The organism is Streptomyces sp. NPDC006997, assembly GCF_040635175.1.
Lineage (GTDB): Bacteria > Actinomycetota > Actinomycetes > Streptomycetales > Streptomycetaceae > Streptomyces.
Genome location: NZ_JBEYHH010000011.1, coordinates 112,696 through 128,223, shown reverse-complemented (window position 1 = coordinate 128,223; position 15,528 = coordinate 112,696). Strand labels below are relative to the sequence as shown.

The following is a 15,528-nucleotide window of genomic DNA, read 5'->3' as shown; positions in this document are numbered from 1 at the left end:
GGTCCGTATGCCCACGAGGATCCTGCCGGCGGTCGGCGACCCGGACGCGGTCCGGTCCCTCACGACCCTGCTCAGCCAGCTCCCGGACGCCGAGCCGGTGGCCCCGGTGGCCGACTCCACCCAGCTCGTCGACACCCTCGCCCGGCTCGCCGCCGAGTCCGTCGACGAACTCCCCGAGGTCGTCATCGTCCACGAACGCGTCGGCCCCGTCCCCGCCCTGGAGCTGATCCGCGAGGTCGCGCTCCGCTTCCCCGCCGTCGGCGTCATCCTCGTCACCTCCGACGCCAGCCCCGGCCTGTTCTCCGCCGCCATGGACTCCGGCGCCCGCGGCCTGGTCACCCTCCCGCTCGGCTACGAGGAACTCGCCCACCGCGTTCAGGCCGTCGCCCAGTGGTCCGTCGGCGTACGCCGCCACCTCGGACACGGCGGTGACGTCTTCACCGGCGCGGGCGGCACCGTCGTCACCGTCAGCGGCGCCAAGGGCGGCGTCGGCGCCACCCTCACCGCCATCCAGCTCGCCCTCGCCGCGCAGGCGTCCGGCCGGGCCACCGCCCTCGTCGACATGGACCTCCAGTCCGGCGACATCGCCTCCTACCTGGACGTCCAGTTCCGCCGCTCCGTGGCCGACCTGGCCGCCATCAACGACATCTCCCCGCGCGTCCTCGCCGACGCCGTCTTCCGGCACGACACCGGCGTGGCCCTGCTGCTCGCGCCCGGCGAGGGCGAACGCGGCGAGGAGGTCACCGACCGGGCCGCCCGGCAGATCGTCAGCGCCCTGCGCACCCGCTACGAGCTGGTCGTCATCGACTGCGGCGCCCAGCTGAGCGGCGCCAGCGCGGCGGCGGTGGAGATGGCCGACACGGCGGTCCTCGTCACCACCCCCGACGTGCTCGCCGTGCGCGGCGCCAAGCGCGTGGTCCGCATGTGGGACCGGCTCCAGATCCGCAAGGCCGAGGAGACCACCGTCGTCGTCAACCGCCACACCCGCGGTACGGAGATCCAGCCGCCGCTGATCCGCAGGATCACCGGCACCGCGGTCGCCTCGACCACCGTCCCCGCCCACTACAGGGAACTCCAGGGCGCCGTGGACGCCGGACGCCTGCACGAACTCGACAACAGGAGCGTGGTCAAGCAGGCCCTGTGGACCCTCGCGGGAGAACTCGGCCTGGTCAGGGCACCGGAGGGCGGTGCCCAGAAGGGCGGCGGCGGACGGACCCGGGGCGGCGGCGACCGCGGCTCGCTCGTCTTCCGGCGGCGCAGGGACGGAGGGGGCTAGCGATGTGGACGCCCGTACGGCGCGCCGAGCGGGACCGGGGCCAGGTCGCCATCGAGTTCCTGGGCATGACCCCGCTGATCCTGCTGACGCTGGTACTGCTGTGGCAGTTCGTCCTTGTGGGGTACACCTTCACGCTCGCGGGGAACGCTGCTGACGAGGCGGTACGGGCGGCAACGGCGGCGGAGGACCGGCAGGGGGCCTGCCAACAGGCGGGCCTGCGAAACCTGCCGGGCGCGTGGGAGGGGGGCGCGAGTGTGTCCTGCGGCGAGGGCGGCGGCATGGTGACCGCCGAGGTGCGCCTGCGGGTGCCGGTGCTTTTCCCCGGCGCCGTCGGGTTCCCCTTCGAGGTCACGGGCCACGCGGGGGCCGTCGTAGAGGAGACGGTGGACTGAGATGCGGCATCGCGGCGCACGTCGGGACCGGGGCCAGGTCGCCATCGAGTACCTGGGCTTCCTGCCGATCCTGCTCGTCATCGCCCTCGCGGGCGTCCAGCTCGGCCTCGTCGCCTACACCGCCCAGCAGGCGGGCACGGCCGCCCGCGCGGGCGCGCGCAGCGCCTCGCTCGACGGCCCGGTGCAGCAGACCTGCCAGGGCGCGGTCAGCTCCTGGCTGGCGGACGGCACGGGCTGCGCGGAGGCCGACCTGGGCGACGAGGTGCGGGTGACGGCCACCGTCGAGATCCCGTCCGTCGTCCCCGGCTGGGACTTCGGCCCGGCGACGAAGACCGCCACGATGCCGTCGGACGACTGACCGAGGCGTGAGGAGTACGGCATGAGCCTGCGGGCACGCATCAGTTCCCCCGAGGAGAACGGCCACCGGGGCGAGGACGCGCACCTGGTCGCCTCCTACCGCGCCAAGCTCCTGGAGGAGATCGACCTCGCGGAGATGAGCGCCCTGGCGGCGGCCGAGCGCCGCGCCCGCCTCGAACGGGTCCTCGGGCACATCATCAGCCGCGAGGGCCCCGTGCTGTCGACGGTCGAGCGCTCCCAGCTGATCCGCAGGGTGGTCGACGAGGCGCTCGGCCTCGGCATCCTCGAACCCCTCCTGGAGGACGCGTCGATCACGGAGATCATGGTCAACGGCCCGGACGCGATCTTCGTCGAGCGCGGCGGCAGGGTGGAGCAGCTCCCGCTGCGCTTCGCCTCCAACGACCAGCTCATGCAGACGATCGAACGCATCGTCTCCACGGTCAACCGCCGCGTCGACGAGTCCAACCCGATGGTCGACGCCCGCCTCCCGTCCGGCGAGCGCGTCAACGTCATCATCCCGCCGCTGTCCCTCACCGGCGCCACCCTCACCATCCGCCGCTTCCCGCGCTCCTTCACGCTCCAGGAGCTGATCGAGTTCGGCTCCCTGGACGAGCAGATGCTGTACCTGCTCGCCGGTCTGGTGCAGGCGAAGTTCAACATCATCGTCTCCGGCGCCACCGGCACCGGGAAGACGACCCTCCTGAACGCCCTCTCCGGCCTGATCCCCGACCGCGAACGCATCATCACCATCGAGGACTCCGCCGAACTCCAGCTCCAGCAGGCCCACGTCATCCGCCTGGAGTCCCGCCCGCCGAACGTCGAGGGCAAGGGCGAGATCACCATCCGCGACCTGGTCCGCAACTCCCTGCGGATGCGCCCCGACCGCATCGTGGTCGGCGAGGTCCGCGGCGGCGAGTCCCTGGACATGCTCCAGGCCATGTCGACCGGCCACGACGGCTCCCTGGCCACCGTCCACGCCAACAGCGCCGAGGACGCGCTGATGCGGCTCCAGACCCTGGCCTCCATGTCGGACGTCGAGGTCCCCTTCATCGCCCTGCACGACCAGATCAACAGCGCGGTGGACGTCATCGTCCAGCTCACCCGGTTCGCCGACGGCGCCCGCCGGGTCACCGAGGTCGCCCTGCTCGACAGCCACGGCGGCGAACCGTACCGGCTGGCCACCGTCGCCCGCTTCGCCGCCCGGCCGATGGCCGCCGACGGCCGGGTCTACGGCGCCTTCCAGCACTTCCCCCTGCCCCGCCGCGTCGCCGACCGCCTCTACATGGCGGGCCAGGCCCTCCCCCCGGCCTTCGGTGTCGCCCAGTCACCCGCCCAGCTGGCCGCCCGAGAAGCAGGTAAGTAGGACCCACCCCATGGAACTCGACACCCTGGTCACCCTCACCACCGGCATCACCCTGCTGGCCTGCGTCCTGGCCGTCGTCGGCAGCCACGCCTACGCCCTGGGCCGCGCCCAGCGCCAGGCCCTGATCGACCGCCTCTCCGCGACCGGCCAGATCCCCGTCGCCGGCCGCCGCCGCTACTTCCGCGGCCTGGACCGCCGGGTACGCCGCACCCGCCTCGGCAGGCGCCTGGAACTGCGCCTCGCCGCCACCGGCCTGGACGTCACCCCCGGCGAGTTCTCCGCCGCGCTGCTGGTCACGGTCGCGGGCCTGTGGCTCGTCGGCCACGCCACCCTGGCCCCGTTCTTCGGCCCGATCGCCGGACTCCTCGGCGTCTGGGCGGCGGTGCAGTTCCTGAACTGGCAACGCCAGAAACGCATCGAGAAGTTCATCAACCAGCTCCCCGAACTCGCCCGCATCCTGGCCAACGCCACCCAGGCGGGCCTCGCCCTGCGCACCGCGATCGGCATGGCGGCGGAGGAGCTGGAGGCCCCGGCCGGGGAGGAACTCGCCCAGGTCGCCCACCAGCTCGCCCTCGGCGCCTCCATGGACGACGCCCTCGGCGAACTCGCCGACCGGCTCCCCTCCCGGGAACTGGTCGTCCTCGTCACCACCCTCGTCCTGTCCAACCGCGCGGGCGGCCAGGTCGTCGCCGCGCTGCGCAACCTCACCGAGACGCTGGAGGAGCGCAAGGAGACCCGGCGCGAGGTACGGACCCAGCTCTCGCAGGTCAGCATGACCTCGTACGCCGTCCCGCTGATGGGTGTCGGCTCCCTGTTCCTGATGAACGGCGTCAAGGACGGCGCCCTCGACCGCATGACCGGCTCCCCGGTCGGCCAGGGCGCCGTCCTCGTCGCCTTCGCCCTCTACGCGGTCGGCTTCGTCTTCATCCGCCGCCTGTCCCGCATCGACGTCTGAGCCGGGAAGGTCGACTCACCGATGGCACTCCTGCTGGCACTCCTCATGGGCCTCGCGGTCTACGGCGCCTTCGCGGGCGTCCGCATGTACCGGGCGGACACCAAGCTCCCCAGCGACCTCGCCCTCGCCCTGGAGGTCGGCGCCACCCGCACCGGCGCGGTCGACTCCGTCGTCGACCGCCTCGGGATGCGCTACGCCCCCGCCGTACTCCGGCTGATGGGCCCCAAGCAGGTCGCCAGGTACCGCCGCAAGATAGACCTCGCGGGCAACCCCGGCGGCCTCACCATCGACCGCTACGCCGCCCGCCGCGCGGTCTACGGCACCCTGGGAGGCGTGGGCGCGCTGGTCTTCGTCCTGCGCGGCCAGTACCTCGTCGCCCTGCTGCTGCTCGCCTTCGGCGCGTTCTGGACGGAGGTCGGCATCTGGTCGGCGATCCGGGTCCGCAAGGACGAGATCGAACGCACCCTCCCCGACTTCCTGGACGTCCTCGCGGTCGTCGTCAGCGCGGGCCTCGGCTTCCGCCAGGCCCTGGACCGCGTCTCCTCGCGCTACGAGGGCCCCTGGGCCGACGAACTCCGCATCACCCTGCGCCAGATGGACCTCGGCATGAGCCGCCGCCAGGCCTTCGCCGAACTGCGCCGCCGCAACGACTCCGAACAGGTCGCCATGTTCGTCTCCGCCCTCCAGCAGGGCGAGGAACTCGGCGCCCCCATCGTCGACACCCTGGTCTCCCTGGCCAGGGACATGCGCCGCACCGACGCCCAGAACGCCCGCCGCAAGGCCGCCCGCGCGGTCCCCAAGGCCACCATGATGATCACGACGTTCATGGTCCCGGCCACCCTGATACTCCTCGGCGCGGGCCTGCTGCTGGGGTCGGGGACGGACTTCGGGTCGATCACGGGTGAGTAGGGGGGAGGGCGCAGAGGATGCCGACCTGGCAGCCGTCGGACGACGACGCGGGCCTCGGCCTGCTCCGGCGCCGCGCACGGACCACGCGGACGCCGGAGGTCACCACACCCGCCCTGAGCATCCAGATCAACGCCCTCCAGGCGATGTGCCGCCAGGTCTTCGGCTTCCGGCTGGCGATGATCGCCCTGGCGGCCCCCGCCGCCCTGCTGAACGCGGCCCCGGGCGTGGGCGTGACGCTGGTGAGCGTGGCCGTGGTGATCACCTTCATGGTGTCCTACGTCCTCTTCCGCGACTGGGAGCGCTTCGGCCCGCTCCTGCTGCGCCACCCCACCCTCCTGGCTGTCGACACCCTCTTCGGCTCCCTGCTGCTGGTCTCGGGTGGCCCGGACACCACGCTGGCCTACGTCAGCGTGACGACGCCGCTGCTGGCGGGCCTGCTCTACAGCTGGCGGGGCGCGGCGGTGTTCGCGTCGCTTCAGTCGCTGATCCTGCTCGTCGTCCACGCGACGCTCACGGAGACACCGGGCTCGTCGGTGGCCGAGGCGCTGCTCCTGCCCGGCCTGTGCGTCATCGCGGGCGCGGTCGGCTCGACGCTGCGCAACCTGATGCTCCGCTTCGGCGAGGCGACGCAGGCCCTGACGGTGGTGCAGGCCCGGCTGGCGGCGACGGAGGCGATCGCGGCGGAACGGGCGCGGCTGGCGCGCGAGATGCACGACTCGGTGGCGAAGACCCTGCACGGTGTGGCGCTGGCCGCCGAGGGCCTCGCCGCCTCGGCCGACACGACGGACCCCGCGTCCGTGCGGCGACAGGCGGAACTGGTGGCCCGCTCGGCCCGCAGGGCGGTGGCCGAGTCCCGGGAACTCCTGGCCGACCTGCGCCGGGAGTCGGACCCGGTCCACGACACGGACGTCCTGCTGGAACTGGAGGCCCGCACCGAGGACTTCACCGCCCGCACCGGAGTCCCGGCCACCTACCACCCCCCGAGCGGCGGGACGGTCCCGCCCGTCCCGCCGACGGTCGCCCGCCACCTCCTCTCCATCGCCGCCGAGGCCATGGAGAACGCCCACCGCCACGCGGACCCGACCCGGGTCGACGTGACCGCCGCGGTGGAGGGCGGCCTGCTCCGCATCAGCGTCCACGACGACGGCCGCGGCCTGCCCGCGGACACCACGCTCGACGACCTCCGCAGGACGGGCCACTTCGGCGTGGTCGGCATGGTGGAACGGGCGGCCTCGGTGGGCGCCCGGATCCGCATCGGCAAGGGCGCCCACGCCAGGGGCACGGAGGTCCGCCTGGACCTCCCCCTGGCAGCACTGCACACCTCACCCCCCACGACGAACTGAGAGGAGGCCGCCGATGACCCTGCGTGTGCTGGTGGCCGACGACAACCCGGTGGTGCGGGCCGGACTGACCGCCCTGCTCTCCGGCCGCCCGGACATCACGGTCGTGGCCCAGGCGGCGGACGGCCGCGCCGCCCGCGCCGCCGCGCGCGCCCACCGGCCCGACGTGATCCTCCTCGACGTCCGGATGCCGGTCATGGACGGCCTCTCGGCGCTGCCGCACCTCGCCCGGTTCGCGCCGGTCCTGATGCTGACGTACAGCCGTGAGCCGGAGACCGTGCGGGAGGCGTCACTGAGGGGGGCGAGGGGCTACCTCGTCCACGGCGAGTTCACGGCGGAGCAGTTGGTGACCGCGGTACGGGACGTGGCGGCGGGCGGACGGCCCTGCACATCGTCGGCGACGGATGCGTTGCGTCTGCAATGTGAACGCGAGCCGGACGGAGTGTCAATGGCAGCCAACTCCCCTCAGGAATCCATGAAGATCTCCTCAACTGTTCCTGTGTCGAACCTTTCGCAACTGCAACCGGATGTGGCACAGTCGTCCCCTGGGTGGACGCGCGGCGGCGTTCCCGACCGGTCGCGGTTCCAGCTCAGTACGAGGGAGGCGGAGATCATGGACCTCATCGCGTCCGGCATGACCAACCAGCAGATCGCCGCCGCCTGCTTCATCAGCGAGAAGACGGTCAAGAACCACATCAACCGCATCTTCGCCAAGCTCCACAGCACCAGCCGCGCCGAGGCCGCCGCGAAGTGGCTGGGCACGGCCCCCGGCTCCCGACAGGAGGTGGGTTGACCCATGCGCGCCCCCCGCCATGATTGGGCCCTGGGACCCTTCGCCGGGCCGCCCACCCACCCGTACGGTTCTGCCATCGAGAACGGCACGCGAGCCGCTACCGAAGGGGAACACCATGAGCAACTGGCTCCACACCACCGCCTCTTACCTCAGGTCCCGCGCGGCCCGGAGCGACGAGGGACAGACCGCGGTGGAGTACCTGGGGATCATCGCGGTGGTGGTGGCGATCGTGCTGGCGATCGTGGGGACGGACATCGGGCAGACGATCTTCAACGCGATCACCGACCAGGTCACCCGGGTTACCGGCGGTTGACGCGCTCTCGGCGGCACGGCGACGCAGGGCAGGCCTTCCCCATCTACATCACCGTGGTGGGGGGCCTGCTCTTTCTCGCGTTCGCGTACTTCGCGGTCGGCCAGGCCGCGGCGACCCGGAACGAGGCCCAGACGGCGGCGGACGCCGCGGCCCTCGCGGCGGCCCAGGACCGGCGGGACCTGCTGGCGGGCAGATGGCTGACGGACGTGCTGGACCCGGGCCGGTGGCAGGACATCTTCGACGGGAACGTGCAGGACCTGGAGCCCTCGTGCTGGCGTGCGGAGGAACTGGCGACCCAGAACGGCGCCCACCTGACCGGAGCGGGCTGCTACAGCCCGGAGCCGCTGCGCTTCACGGTCGAGGTGGAGACCGACGACCCGGTGGGGGACAGCATCGTGCCCGGCACCGAGAGCAGGCACGCGACGGCGACTGCCACCGCGGTCATCGAACCCCGCTGCGGCTTCAAGCCCCTGCCCGAGGACGCCGAGGACGACGTGTTGCCGAGTCTCACCTGCAAGGGGGGCGCGATCTGGGACCTCGACCCGGACAACCTCCTGGATCTCCCGGAACCCAAGGACCTCTTCGACGTCCATCTGGCCGACTGACAAGCGAACGACAAGTGATGAAGGAAGCGGAGTCATGAGCATTCGGTTCACGACGAAGGCCCGCAAGGGGATGGTCGCGTTGACCGTTGCGGCCGGAATGGCCCTCGGCGTGGCTGGTTGCGGTGGTGGCGGAGGGGAGGAGGAGAAACCGCAGGCGTCAGCGTCCGCTTCCAAGGGAAACGGCTCCGAAGCAAGCCCCCAACAAGGGCAGGCGGACGAGGTGCTGGCCGAGTTGCGGGGACCGGACGGTCTGCTGCTCCACCTCACGTCCGCCACGAGGGACTCCGGCGGGTTCGTCACTGTGGGCGGCACCCTGAAGAACGACGGCAGTAATACGGTGAGCGTGCCGTCCCAGGTCAGCGGGAACGAGACGGAGATCATCCGGAACGGCAGGTCCTTGGGGGGAGCCACTCTCGTGGACTCACAGGGAAAGAAGCGCTATTACGTTCTTCGCGACACGGATGGTCGTCCGCTGACGACGACGAACTTCCCGGCGCTCAAGGCCGGAGAGTCTCTTCCGGTGTTCATGCAGTTCCCAGCGCCTCCCAGCAGCACGAGCGAAGTGAACTTCCAACTGCCCATGTTCGCCACGGCCACGATCACGATCTCCGGGTGACCCCCACCATGACCGCCACCCGACTCCCCCTGGCCCTCACCGCCACCACCCTCATGCTCGCCACCACCCTCTACGGCGCCCCGACCGCCCGAGCCGACGGCGACCCCAGCGTCCCCCCGGGTACCGAGGCCACCGCCTCCGCCCCCGTCGAACTGGACGCCAACGACCCCGACCTGAAGCTCCCCGAGGGCGCCACGCTCGCGGAACCCAAGGTGCTGGACATCAAGCAGGTCGTCGAGGACCAGAGCGGTGACGAACGCCGTGAGGACACCAACGCGGACGTGAAGTTCGCGCTGCAGGCCGAGGTCCTGTTCGGCAAGGACAGCGCGAGGCTCAGCGCGCAGGCGAAGGCCCGTATCGTCGCGATCGCGGAGGAGATCAAGACCCAGAACGCCACGCGGATCCGCGTCTTCGGCTTCACGGACGACCTGGGCTCCGCCGCCCACGGCGACGTCCTGTCCCGCCAGCGCGCCAACGCCGTGCACGGCATCCTGGAGTCGGAGCTGAACAACCCGAACGTCACCTTCGAGGTTCGCGGCTACGGCGAGGACTACCCCATCGCCGACAACTCCACGGAGGCGGGCCGCAAGAAGAACCGCCGGGTGGAGATCTCCTTCCCCAGGGGCGCTGGCTGAGACCACCCGCCGCCACCAGCCCGCGCACCGGTCGTCCGGTCGAGGGGCGGCCGGTGGGTGCTGCCGCTCGTCCCCCTGGTGCTGGCGGCGCCGACGGGGCTGTTCCTCGGCCTGGATTCGTCCAGACCGGCGTCGGCCCATGACGGTTCCGGCCCTCGCGAGGACCCGTGCTACGCGCTCACCGGCCCGACCCCTAAGCCCGTCCCGAAGCGCGTGGTGCGCAGGCACCCACCCCGTCCGCGGGGCGCCCCTCGCGTGCTCCCGGTGATCCACCACCCTCCTCTCCAGGCGCATCCCGTCCCGCCCGGTCGGAAAGGCTGACGCCGTGCACTCGTGCACGAGCCGTCATTCGTGTCCCAGCAGAGGAGCCCCCCATGACCTCCACGCCACTCCCGGTCGAGGAACGCCAGATCTTCGAGAAGGTCCGTGAGCTGCTGACCATCACCGTCGAGGACCTGACCCCGGAGGAGATCCAGCCCGACAGCGACCTGAGGGACGACCTGGGGGTCGACTCCCTGGCCCGGATGGAGCTGGTCGCCGCCATCGAGGACCAATGGCAGATCAAGGTGCCGATGGAGGAGGCGGAGCACCTCACCACCGTGCGGCTGATCGTCGGGCATCTGCGCGCCACCGTCCCCGCCCCCGCCGGTGAGCCCTCGTGAGCCCGCGCCGGGGAGCCGCACCGGCTCCCCCCGGGACAGCGGCGGTGGTCACCGGACTGGGCGTCACCACGGCGCTCGGCGGTGACGTCGCCTCCACCTGGTCGGCGCTGCTCGCGGGCGAGTGCGGCGTCGGACTGCTCGACGTCGGCCCCCCGGGCGGCCCGACGCGGGAGTACCTCGCGGCGCGGGTGGCGGTGGAGCCCCGTACCGTGCTCCCGGCCGCGAAGTCCTCGCACTGCGACCGGTCGGCGCAGCTCGCGCTGGTCGCCGCCAGGGAGGCGTGGCGGGACGCGGGGCTCGACGAGGCCGATGGGCAAGGCAGTCGGGTGGCCGCGGTCGTCGGCGTCGGGCTCGGTGGGCTCGCCACCATCCTGGAGCAGAACCACCGGCTGGTGAGCGACGGTCCCGACCGGGTCAGCCCGCGCACCATCCCGCGGATGCTGCCCAACCACCCCGCCGCCGAGGTCGGGCTGATGATCGGGGCCGAGGCCCGGGTGCACACGCCGGTCAGCGCCTGCGCCTCCGGCGCTGAGGCCCTGGCGCAGGGACTCGAACTCATCCGGTACGGCTACGCGGACGTCGTCGTCGCGGGCGGTGCCGAGGCCGCGCTGACCCCGCTGGCCTTCGCCGGGTTCGCCCGGCTCCAGGCGCTGTCGCGGCGGCACGACGACCCCGGGCAGGCGTCCCGCCCCTTCGACGCGGACCGCGACGGGTTCGTGATGGGGGAGGGCGCGGGCATGGTCGTCCTGGAGAGCCCGGAGCACGCCGCCGCCCGCGGTGCCCGGGTCCACGGCCGCCTGGCGGGCGCGGGCATCACCAACGACAGCCACCACGTCGCCCAGCCCGCCCCCGGCGGCACCGGCTGCGCCGCCGCGGTGGACGCCGCCCTCCGCGACGCGGGCCTGTTCCCCTCGCACGTCCAGCACATCAACGCGCACGCCACCTCCACCCCGGTCGGCGACCTCTGCGAGGCGCAGGCCCTCACGGCGGTGTTCGGGGACGAGCTGAAGGAGATCGCCGTCAGCGCGCCCAAGGCCGCCTTCGGGCACACCCTGGGCGCCGCGGGAGCGATCGAGGCCGTGCTCACGGTGCTGGCGCTGCGGGAGCGGACCGCGCCACCGGCGCACAGCCTCGACCGGCTCGACCCGGAGATCGACACCATCGGCCTGAACGTCGTAGGCCGCCACCCGCAGCCCCTGCCCGCCGCCGGACCGCTCGCCGCGCTGAGCACCAGCATGGGCTTCGGCGGCCACAACGTGGCCCTGGCCTTCACCCACGCCGCCGCATGAAACCCCGCACCGTACTGATGTGTCCCGGCCAGGGCGCCTATCTCCCAGGCGCCCTGCGCCCGTTGCGGGACCACCCGCCGGTCCGCGCCGTCCTGGACATGGTCGACGCGCACGCCGGAGTGAGCCTGTCGGTGGGCGACCTGCTCACCGACCCGGGGGCGACCCCGCCGGAGGAACTCGTCACCGCCCACCCGCTCGCCTTCGACCTGGCCACGTACACCGCCGCCGTCGCCGCCGCCCACGTCGTCCTCGACCTGCTGCCCGCCCCCGCCGACGCGGTCATCGGCCACAGCATGGGCGACCTCGCCGCGCTGACCGTCGCGGGCGCCCTGACGATCCGCCAGTGCGTGCAGCTCCTCAGCATCCGGGACCGGCTGCTGCGGGACGCCCGGCTGCCCCGGGCCGGTCTGCTGGTCACCGACATGACCTGGGAGCAGGCGGTCGACGCGCTGCGGGAGGGCGGCGCGCCACGGGTGCGGATCGCCGCCCACAACGCGCCCGCGCAGATCGTCCTGGCGGGCCCGGACACCGACCTGGCCGCCTTCCAGCGCACGGCCCGCGACCGCGGTCACCGCGCCGCCCCGCTCACCAGCCGGACGGCCTTCCACCACCCGCTCCTCGGCGAGGTGCACCGCACCTTCCGGCGCCTCCTGCAGAGCCAGCCGATCAGACGCCCGAGGCTGGCGGTGCACACCACCGTCACCGACGGCCGCCGCGCCGACACCCCGGCCCAGCTGCGCACCGCCGCCGCGGCCCACCTCGCCGAGCCCATGGGCTTCGGCCGCGCCCTGCACACCCTGCGCCGGACGGGCTTCACCACCTACGTCGACACCGGCCCCCGCGCCCTCCTCAGCACCCTCGCCAAGGTCAACCTCCCCGGCGACACCACCCACACCTGCGCCCCCCTGCGCACCCCGGCCCCCCTGGACCGCGTCCACGACCGCCTGACCACAGCCCTCACTCCGGCGGACGGCCCGTCCCGGGCCCGCTGACCTCAGTCGACACACTCACCCGCACCCCCGCCCGCACCCCCCACCCCGCCATCGCCCCCGCCGCCGCCTCCAGCACGTGCCGGGAGCGGGGGCGGGGCAGGCCGAGGCGGCCGGGGGGCATCGTGCGGACGGTGATGACCGTGAGGTCGCGGGTGAGGTAGGCGACGTCGACGGGGAAGCGCATCCGGAAGGTGTGCACGCTGCCCGCGGGGGAGAGGAGCAGCGCGCCGACCACCGTGTCCCGGCCCAGCAGGCCCCTCGTGCGGGCGCGGTAGGAGGTGGCGAGTTCCAGGGGGACCCGCACGTCGGTGCCGTGCACGACCAGCTCTCCCCGTCCGTCCCGCCAGCGTCGGCCCATGTCCCGTCCCCGTCCCCTGGGTTGTCCCTCGTGGCGACCGTATCCCGCTTGGGCCCCCGGGCCCATGCCGTGCCCGGCCCCGCCGGACTAGGGTCCCCGCGTGCGCGCACTCATCGTCCTCGTGGCCGCCCTGTGGGGCGCCGGCGCCGGGCTGCTGCTGCCGCGGGCCGTGCACCGGTTCTCGGTGGACGCCGAGCAGCCGTGGCGCGCGGACTGTCCCGGCGGGCACCGGATCACCGGCGCGTTCGGCGGCTGGGTCGGGCGGGCCCGGTGCGCGGTCGCGGACTGTGCGCCGTACGGGCCGGGCTCCGGTGCCGTCGCCGTGCTCACCGCCGCCGTCTGCGCCGCGCTCGGCGCGGCCACCGGGGCGCGGCCCGAGGTCGCCGTCTGGCTGGCCGTCGCACCCGTCGCCGTCCTCCTCGCCCTGGTCGACCAGCGGGTCCAGCGGCTGCCCGACGTGCTGACGCTGCCGCTCGCCGCGGTGACGCTGGCCCTGCTCGGCGCCGCCGCCGCGCTCCCCGCCGACGGCGGCTCCTGGACGACGGCGCTGCTCGGCGCGCTCGCCCTGGGCGCCGGATACTGGGTCCTGCACCGCGTCAACCCGTCCGGCATGGGCTTCGGCGACGTGAAGCTGGCGCTGGGGCTGGGCGCGGCCCTCGGCTGGTACGGCTGGACCGTCCTGCTGACCGGCGCCTTCGCCGGGCTCGCCTACGGCAGCCTGTACGGCCTCACCCTGATCGCCCTGCGCCGCGCGAGCCGCAAGTCGGCGATCCCGCTGGGGCCGTTCATGATCGCCGGGGCGTTCACGGGGGTGCTGCTGGGGGCGCTCGCGGCGGCGTGAGGGTGCACCGATAAGCGGTTGTCGATCCGGGGTGCGACCGCTAGGAAGATCCCATGACCGGACTCGGCGCTGTCTTCCGTCCCCAACTCCCGCCCGAGCGGCTGCGCGAGGTCGCGCGGCTCGCCGACGACAGCGGCCTGGAGGAGCTGTGGCTGTGGGAGGACTGCTTCCGCGAGGGCGGCGTCGCCACGGCCGCCGCCGCGCTCGCCTGGACCGAGCGGGTCCGGATCGGCGTCGGCCTGCTGCCGGTGCCGCTGCGGAACGTGGCCGTCACCGCGATGGAGACCGCGACCCTGCACCGGATGTTCCCCGGCCGTCCCGTCGTCGTCCTCGGCCACGGCGTCCAGGACTGGATGGGGCAGGTCGGGGCGCGCGCCGAGTCACCGCTGACGCTGCTGCGCGAGCACCTCGACGCCCTGCGCGCCCTGCTGCGCGGTGAGCGCCTGACCACCGAGGGGCGGTACGTCCGACTGGACGACGTCGCCCTGGACTGGCCGCCCGCCGGGGCGCCCGAGGTGCTCGCCGGTGCCACCGGGCCGCGTACGCTGCGGCTGTCCGGCGCGGCGGCGGACGGCACCCTGCTCACCTCGGCGACCTCCGCGGCGGGGGTGCGGGAGGCCCGGCGGCTCATCGACGAGGGGCGCGCGTCGGTGGGGCGGACCGACCCGCACCGCGTCGTCGTCTACCTGCTCGCCGCGACCGGGGACGGCGCCGACGCCCGGCTGCGGGCCGAACTCGCCGCCGAGGGCCTGGCCGACGTGCCGGGCCCGGGCGTCGCGGGGGACGCCGCCGCCGTCGCGGAGGTGGTGCGCGCGTTCGCCGCGGCGGGCGCGGACACGGTGGTCCTCCAGCCGACGGGGGACGAGCCCGACCCGGAGGGCTTCGTCCGGTTCGTGGCGGAGGACGTCCGGCCGCTGGTGCCGTAGAGCCGTGCACACTCACGCGGAGGGGAAGGGCGTGGCGTCTTTCGAGGAACTGGTCGCCGAAGGGGCGGCCGTGCCCACCGACGGGTGGGAGTTCTCCTGGTTCGAGGGGCGGGCCAGCGAGGCGCGGCCGTCCTGGCGGTACGCGGAGTCGCTGGCCGGGCGGCTGGCGCGGGCCGGGGCCGCGCTGGACGTCCAGACCGGCGGCGGGGAGGTGCTGGACTTCGCCCTGGGCCGGGCCGCGCCCGCGGCGCCCGACCGCGTGGTCGCCACCGAGGGCTGGCCGCCGAACCTCGCCAAGGCCACCGCGCTGCTCGCAGCGCGCGGCGTCACCGTCGTCGGCGCCGGGGAGGACGACCCGCTGCCCTTCCCGGACGCCTCCTTCGACCTGGTCTCCAGCAGGCACCCGGTCCGGCCGCGCTGGGCGGAGGTCGTCCGGGTGCTGCGGCCGGGGGGCACGTACTTCGCCCAGCACGTCGGCCCGGCCAGCGTCTTCGAGCTGACCGAGTTCTTCCTCGGGGCGCAGCCGGAGGAGGCGCGCCGGGTGCGGGATCCGGAAGGGGAGCGGGCCGCCGCGGAGGCGGCGGGGCTGGAGGTCCTGGAGCTGCGGGCGGAGCGGCTGCGGATGGAGTTCCACGACGTCGCCGCCGTGGTGCACTTCCTGCGCAAGGTGGTGTGGATCGTGCCGGGGTTCACCGTGGAGCGGTACGCGGCCCGGCTGCGGGAACTGGACGAGCGGATCCGCGCGGAGGGGCCGTTTGTGGCGTACAGCACCCGGCACCTGTTCGACGCCCGCAGAGCCGAGCGGGGATAGCCGGGCGGCCGGTGTGGTTTTCACATCGTTACCGGGGGTGGCTCGTTTCCGTCGCGTACCTCCGGTAGGTTCAGACCAAGGTGATTCGCGCTAGC

Annotated in this window: 19 protein-coding genes; 18 read left to right on the top strand and 1 reads right to left on the bottom strand. The window is 73.6% G+C overall.

The features are described 5' to 3' along the window. The first annotated feature begins 7 nt into the window (after positions 1 to 7). The 15 genes from ABZ659_RS13585 to ABZ659_RS13515 all read left to right on the top strand — a co-directional run bounded on the left by ABZ659_RS13585 (position 8) and on the right by ABZ659_RS13515 (position 12,497). Positions 8 to 1,276 carry an AAA family ATPase gene (locus ABZ659_RS13585; RefSeq protein WP_360217809.1) on the top strand — a complete coding sequence of 423 codons (1,269 nt, stop codon included), beginning with the start codon at positions 8 to 10 and terminating at the stop codon, positions 1,274 to 1,276. Between the two features lie 2 nt (positions 1,277 to 1,278). After that, entirely contained in the window at positions 1,279 to 1,668 is a 390-nt protein-coding gene (locus ABZ659_RS13580) for a TadE/TadG family type IV pilus assembly protein (protein WP_360217806.1), read from the top strand. Between the two features lies 1 nt (position 1,669). Then, positions 1,670 to 2,026 carry a TadE/TadG family type IV pilus assembly protein gene (locus tag ABZ659_RS13575; protein ID WP_360217804.1) on the top strand — a complete coding sequence of 119 codons (357 nt, stop codon included), beginning with the start codon at positions 1,670 to 1,672 and terminating at the stop codon, positions 2,024 to 2,026. 21 nt (positions 2,027 to 2,047) lie between these two features. Next, the gene (locus tag ABZ659_RS13570; RefSeq protein WP_360217801.1) at positions 2,048 to 3,388 is read left to right on the top strand and encodes a CpaF family protein; all 1,341 of its coding nucleotides are present in this window, start codon (positions 2,048 to 2,050) and stop codon (positions 3,386 to 3,388) included. Positions 3,389 to 3,398: 10 nt separating this feature from the next. Continuing rightward, positions 3,399 to 4,343 (top strand): type II secretion system F family protein, encoded by a 945-nt coding sequence (locus ABZ659_RS13565; RefSeq protein WP_360217798.1) that lies wholly within the window; start codon positions 3,399 to 3,401, stop codon positions 4,341 to 4,343. A gap of 21 nt (positions 4,344 to 4,364) precedes the next feature. Further along, on the top strand, positions 4,365 to 5,252 hold the full coding sequence (locus ABZ659_RS13560) for a DUF5936 domain-containing protein (protein ID WP_360217795.1): 888 nt from the start codon (positions 4,365 to 4,367) through the stop codon (positions 5,250 to 5,252). A gap of 17 nt (positions 5,253 to 5,269) precedes the next feature. Then, positions 5,270 to 6,595 carry a histidine kinase gene (locus ABZ659_RS13555; RefSeq protein WP_360217792.1) on the top strand — a complete coding sequence of 442 codons (1,326 nt, stop codon included), beginning with the start codon at positions 5,270 to 5,272 and terminating at the stop codon, positions 6,593 to 6,595. A 13-nt stretch (positions 6,596 to 6,608) separates the two neighbouring features. Further along, the gene (locus tag ABZ659_RS13550; protein ID WP_360217789.1) at positions 6,609 to 7,385 is read left to right on the top strand and encodes a response regulator transcription factor; all 777 of its coding nucleotides are present in this window, start codon (positions 6,609 to 6,611) and stop codon (positions 7,383 to 7,385) included. Between the two features lie 115 nt (positions 7,386 to 7,500). Next, a complete protein-coding gene (locus tag ABZ659_RS13545; RefSeq protein WP_360217786.1) occupies positions 7,501 to 7,698 on the top strand; it encodes a hypothetical protein in 198 nt (65 codons plus the stop codon). Continuing rightward, positions 7,695 to 8,303 carry a pilus assembly protein TadG-related protein gene (locus tag ABZ659_RS13540; protein WP_360217783.1) on the top strand — a complete coding sequence of 203 codons (609 nt, stop codon included), beginning with the start codon at positions 7,695 to 7,697 and terminating at the stop codon, positions 8,301 to 8,303. Before ABZ659_RS13545 ends, ABZ659_RS13540 begins: the two co-directional genes overlap by 4 nt. A gap of 34 nt (positions 8,304 to 8,337) precedes the next feature. Continuing rightward, complete coding sequence (locus ABZ659_RS13535; protein WP_360217780.1) at positions 8,338 to 8,919, top strand: hypothetical protein; 582 nt, start codon at positions 8,338 to 8,340, stop codon at positions 8,917 to 8,919. Positions 8,920 to 8,927: 8 nt separating this feature from the next. Beyond that, a complete protein-coding gene (locus tag ABZ659_RS13530; protein ID WP_360217998.1) occupies positions 8,928 to 9,554 on the top strand; it encodes an OmpA family protein in 627 nt (208 codons plus the stop codon). 374 nt (positions 9,555 to 9,928) lie between these two features. Next, positions 9,929 to 10,216, top strand: a complete 288-nt coding sequence (locus ABZ659_RS13525) for an acyl carrier protein (RefSeq protein ID WP_360217777.1) — start codon at positions 9,929 to 9,931, stop codon at positions 10,214 to 10,216. Further along, positions 10,213 to 11,505: a beta-ketoacyl-[acyl-carrier-protein] synthase family protein gene (locus ABZ659_RS13520; protein ID WP_360217774.1), complete on the top strand. Its 1,293-nt coding sequence runs from the start codon at positions 10,213 to 10,215 to the stop codon at positions 11,503 to 11,505. Before ABZ659_RS13525 ends, ABZ659_RS13520 begins: the two co-directional genes overlap by 4 nt. Then, complete coding sequence (locus tag ABZ659_RS13515) at positions 11,502 to 12,497, top strand: acyltransferase domain-containing protein (protein WP_360217771.1); 996 nt, start codon at positions 11,502 to 11,504, stop codon at positions 12,495 to 12,497. Before ABZ659_RS13520 ends, ABZ659_RS13515 begins: the two co-directional genes overlap by 4 nt. Here the strand turns inward: ABZ659_RS13515 and ABZ659_RS13510 are convergent. Further along, positions 12,463 to 12,855, bottom strand: coding sequence for a DUF192 domain-containing protein (locus ABZ659_RS13510; RefSeq protein WP_360217768.1), 393 nt, complete (start codon positions 12,853 to 12,855; stop codon positions 12,463 to 12,465). The genes ABZ659_RS13515 and ABZ659_RS13510 overlap by 35 nt on opposite strands. A 100-nt stretch (positions 12,856 to 12,955) precedes the next feature. Here ABZ659_RS13510 and ABZ659_RS13505 point away from each other — a divergent pair, with 100 nt between their 5' ends. Genes ABZ659_RS13505 through ABZ659_RS13495 form a run of 3 tightly spaced genes read left to right on the top strand, consistent with a single transcriptional unit; the run spans position 12,956 to position 15,433 of the window. After that, entirely contained in the window at positions 12,956 to 13,696 is a 741-nt protein-coding gene (locus tag ABZ659_RS13505; protein ID WP_360217765.1) for an A24 family peptidase, read from the top strand. A gap of 53 nt (positions 13,697 to 13,749) precedes the next feature. Next, on the top strand, positions 13,750 to 14,622 hold the full coding sequence (locus ABZ659_RS13500; RefSeq protein ID WP_360217762.1) for an LLM class flavin-dependent oxidoreductase: 873 nt from the start codon (positions 13,750 to 13,752) through the stop codon (positions 14,620 to 14,622). Positions 14,623 to 14,653: 31 nt separating this feature from the next. Beyond that, positions 14,654 to 15,433, top strand: coding sequence for a methyltransferase domain-containing protein (locus tag ABZ659_RS13495; RefSeq protein WP_360217759.1), 780 nt, complete (start codon positions 14,654 to 14,656; stop codon positions 15,431 to 15,433). The last annotated feature ends 95 nt before the right edge of the window (positions 15,434 to 15,528 follow it).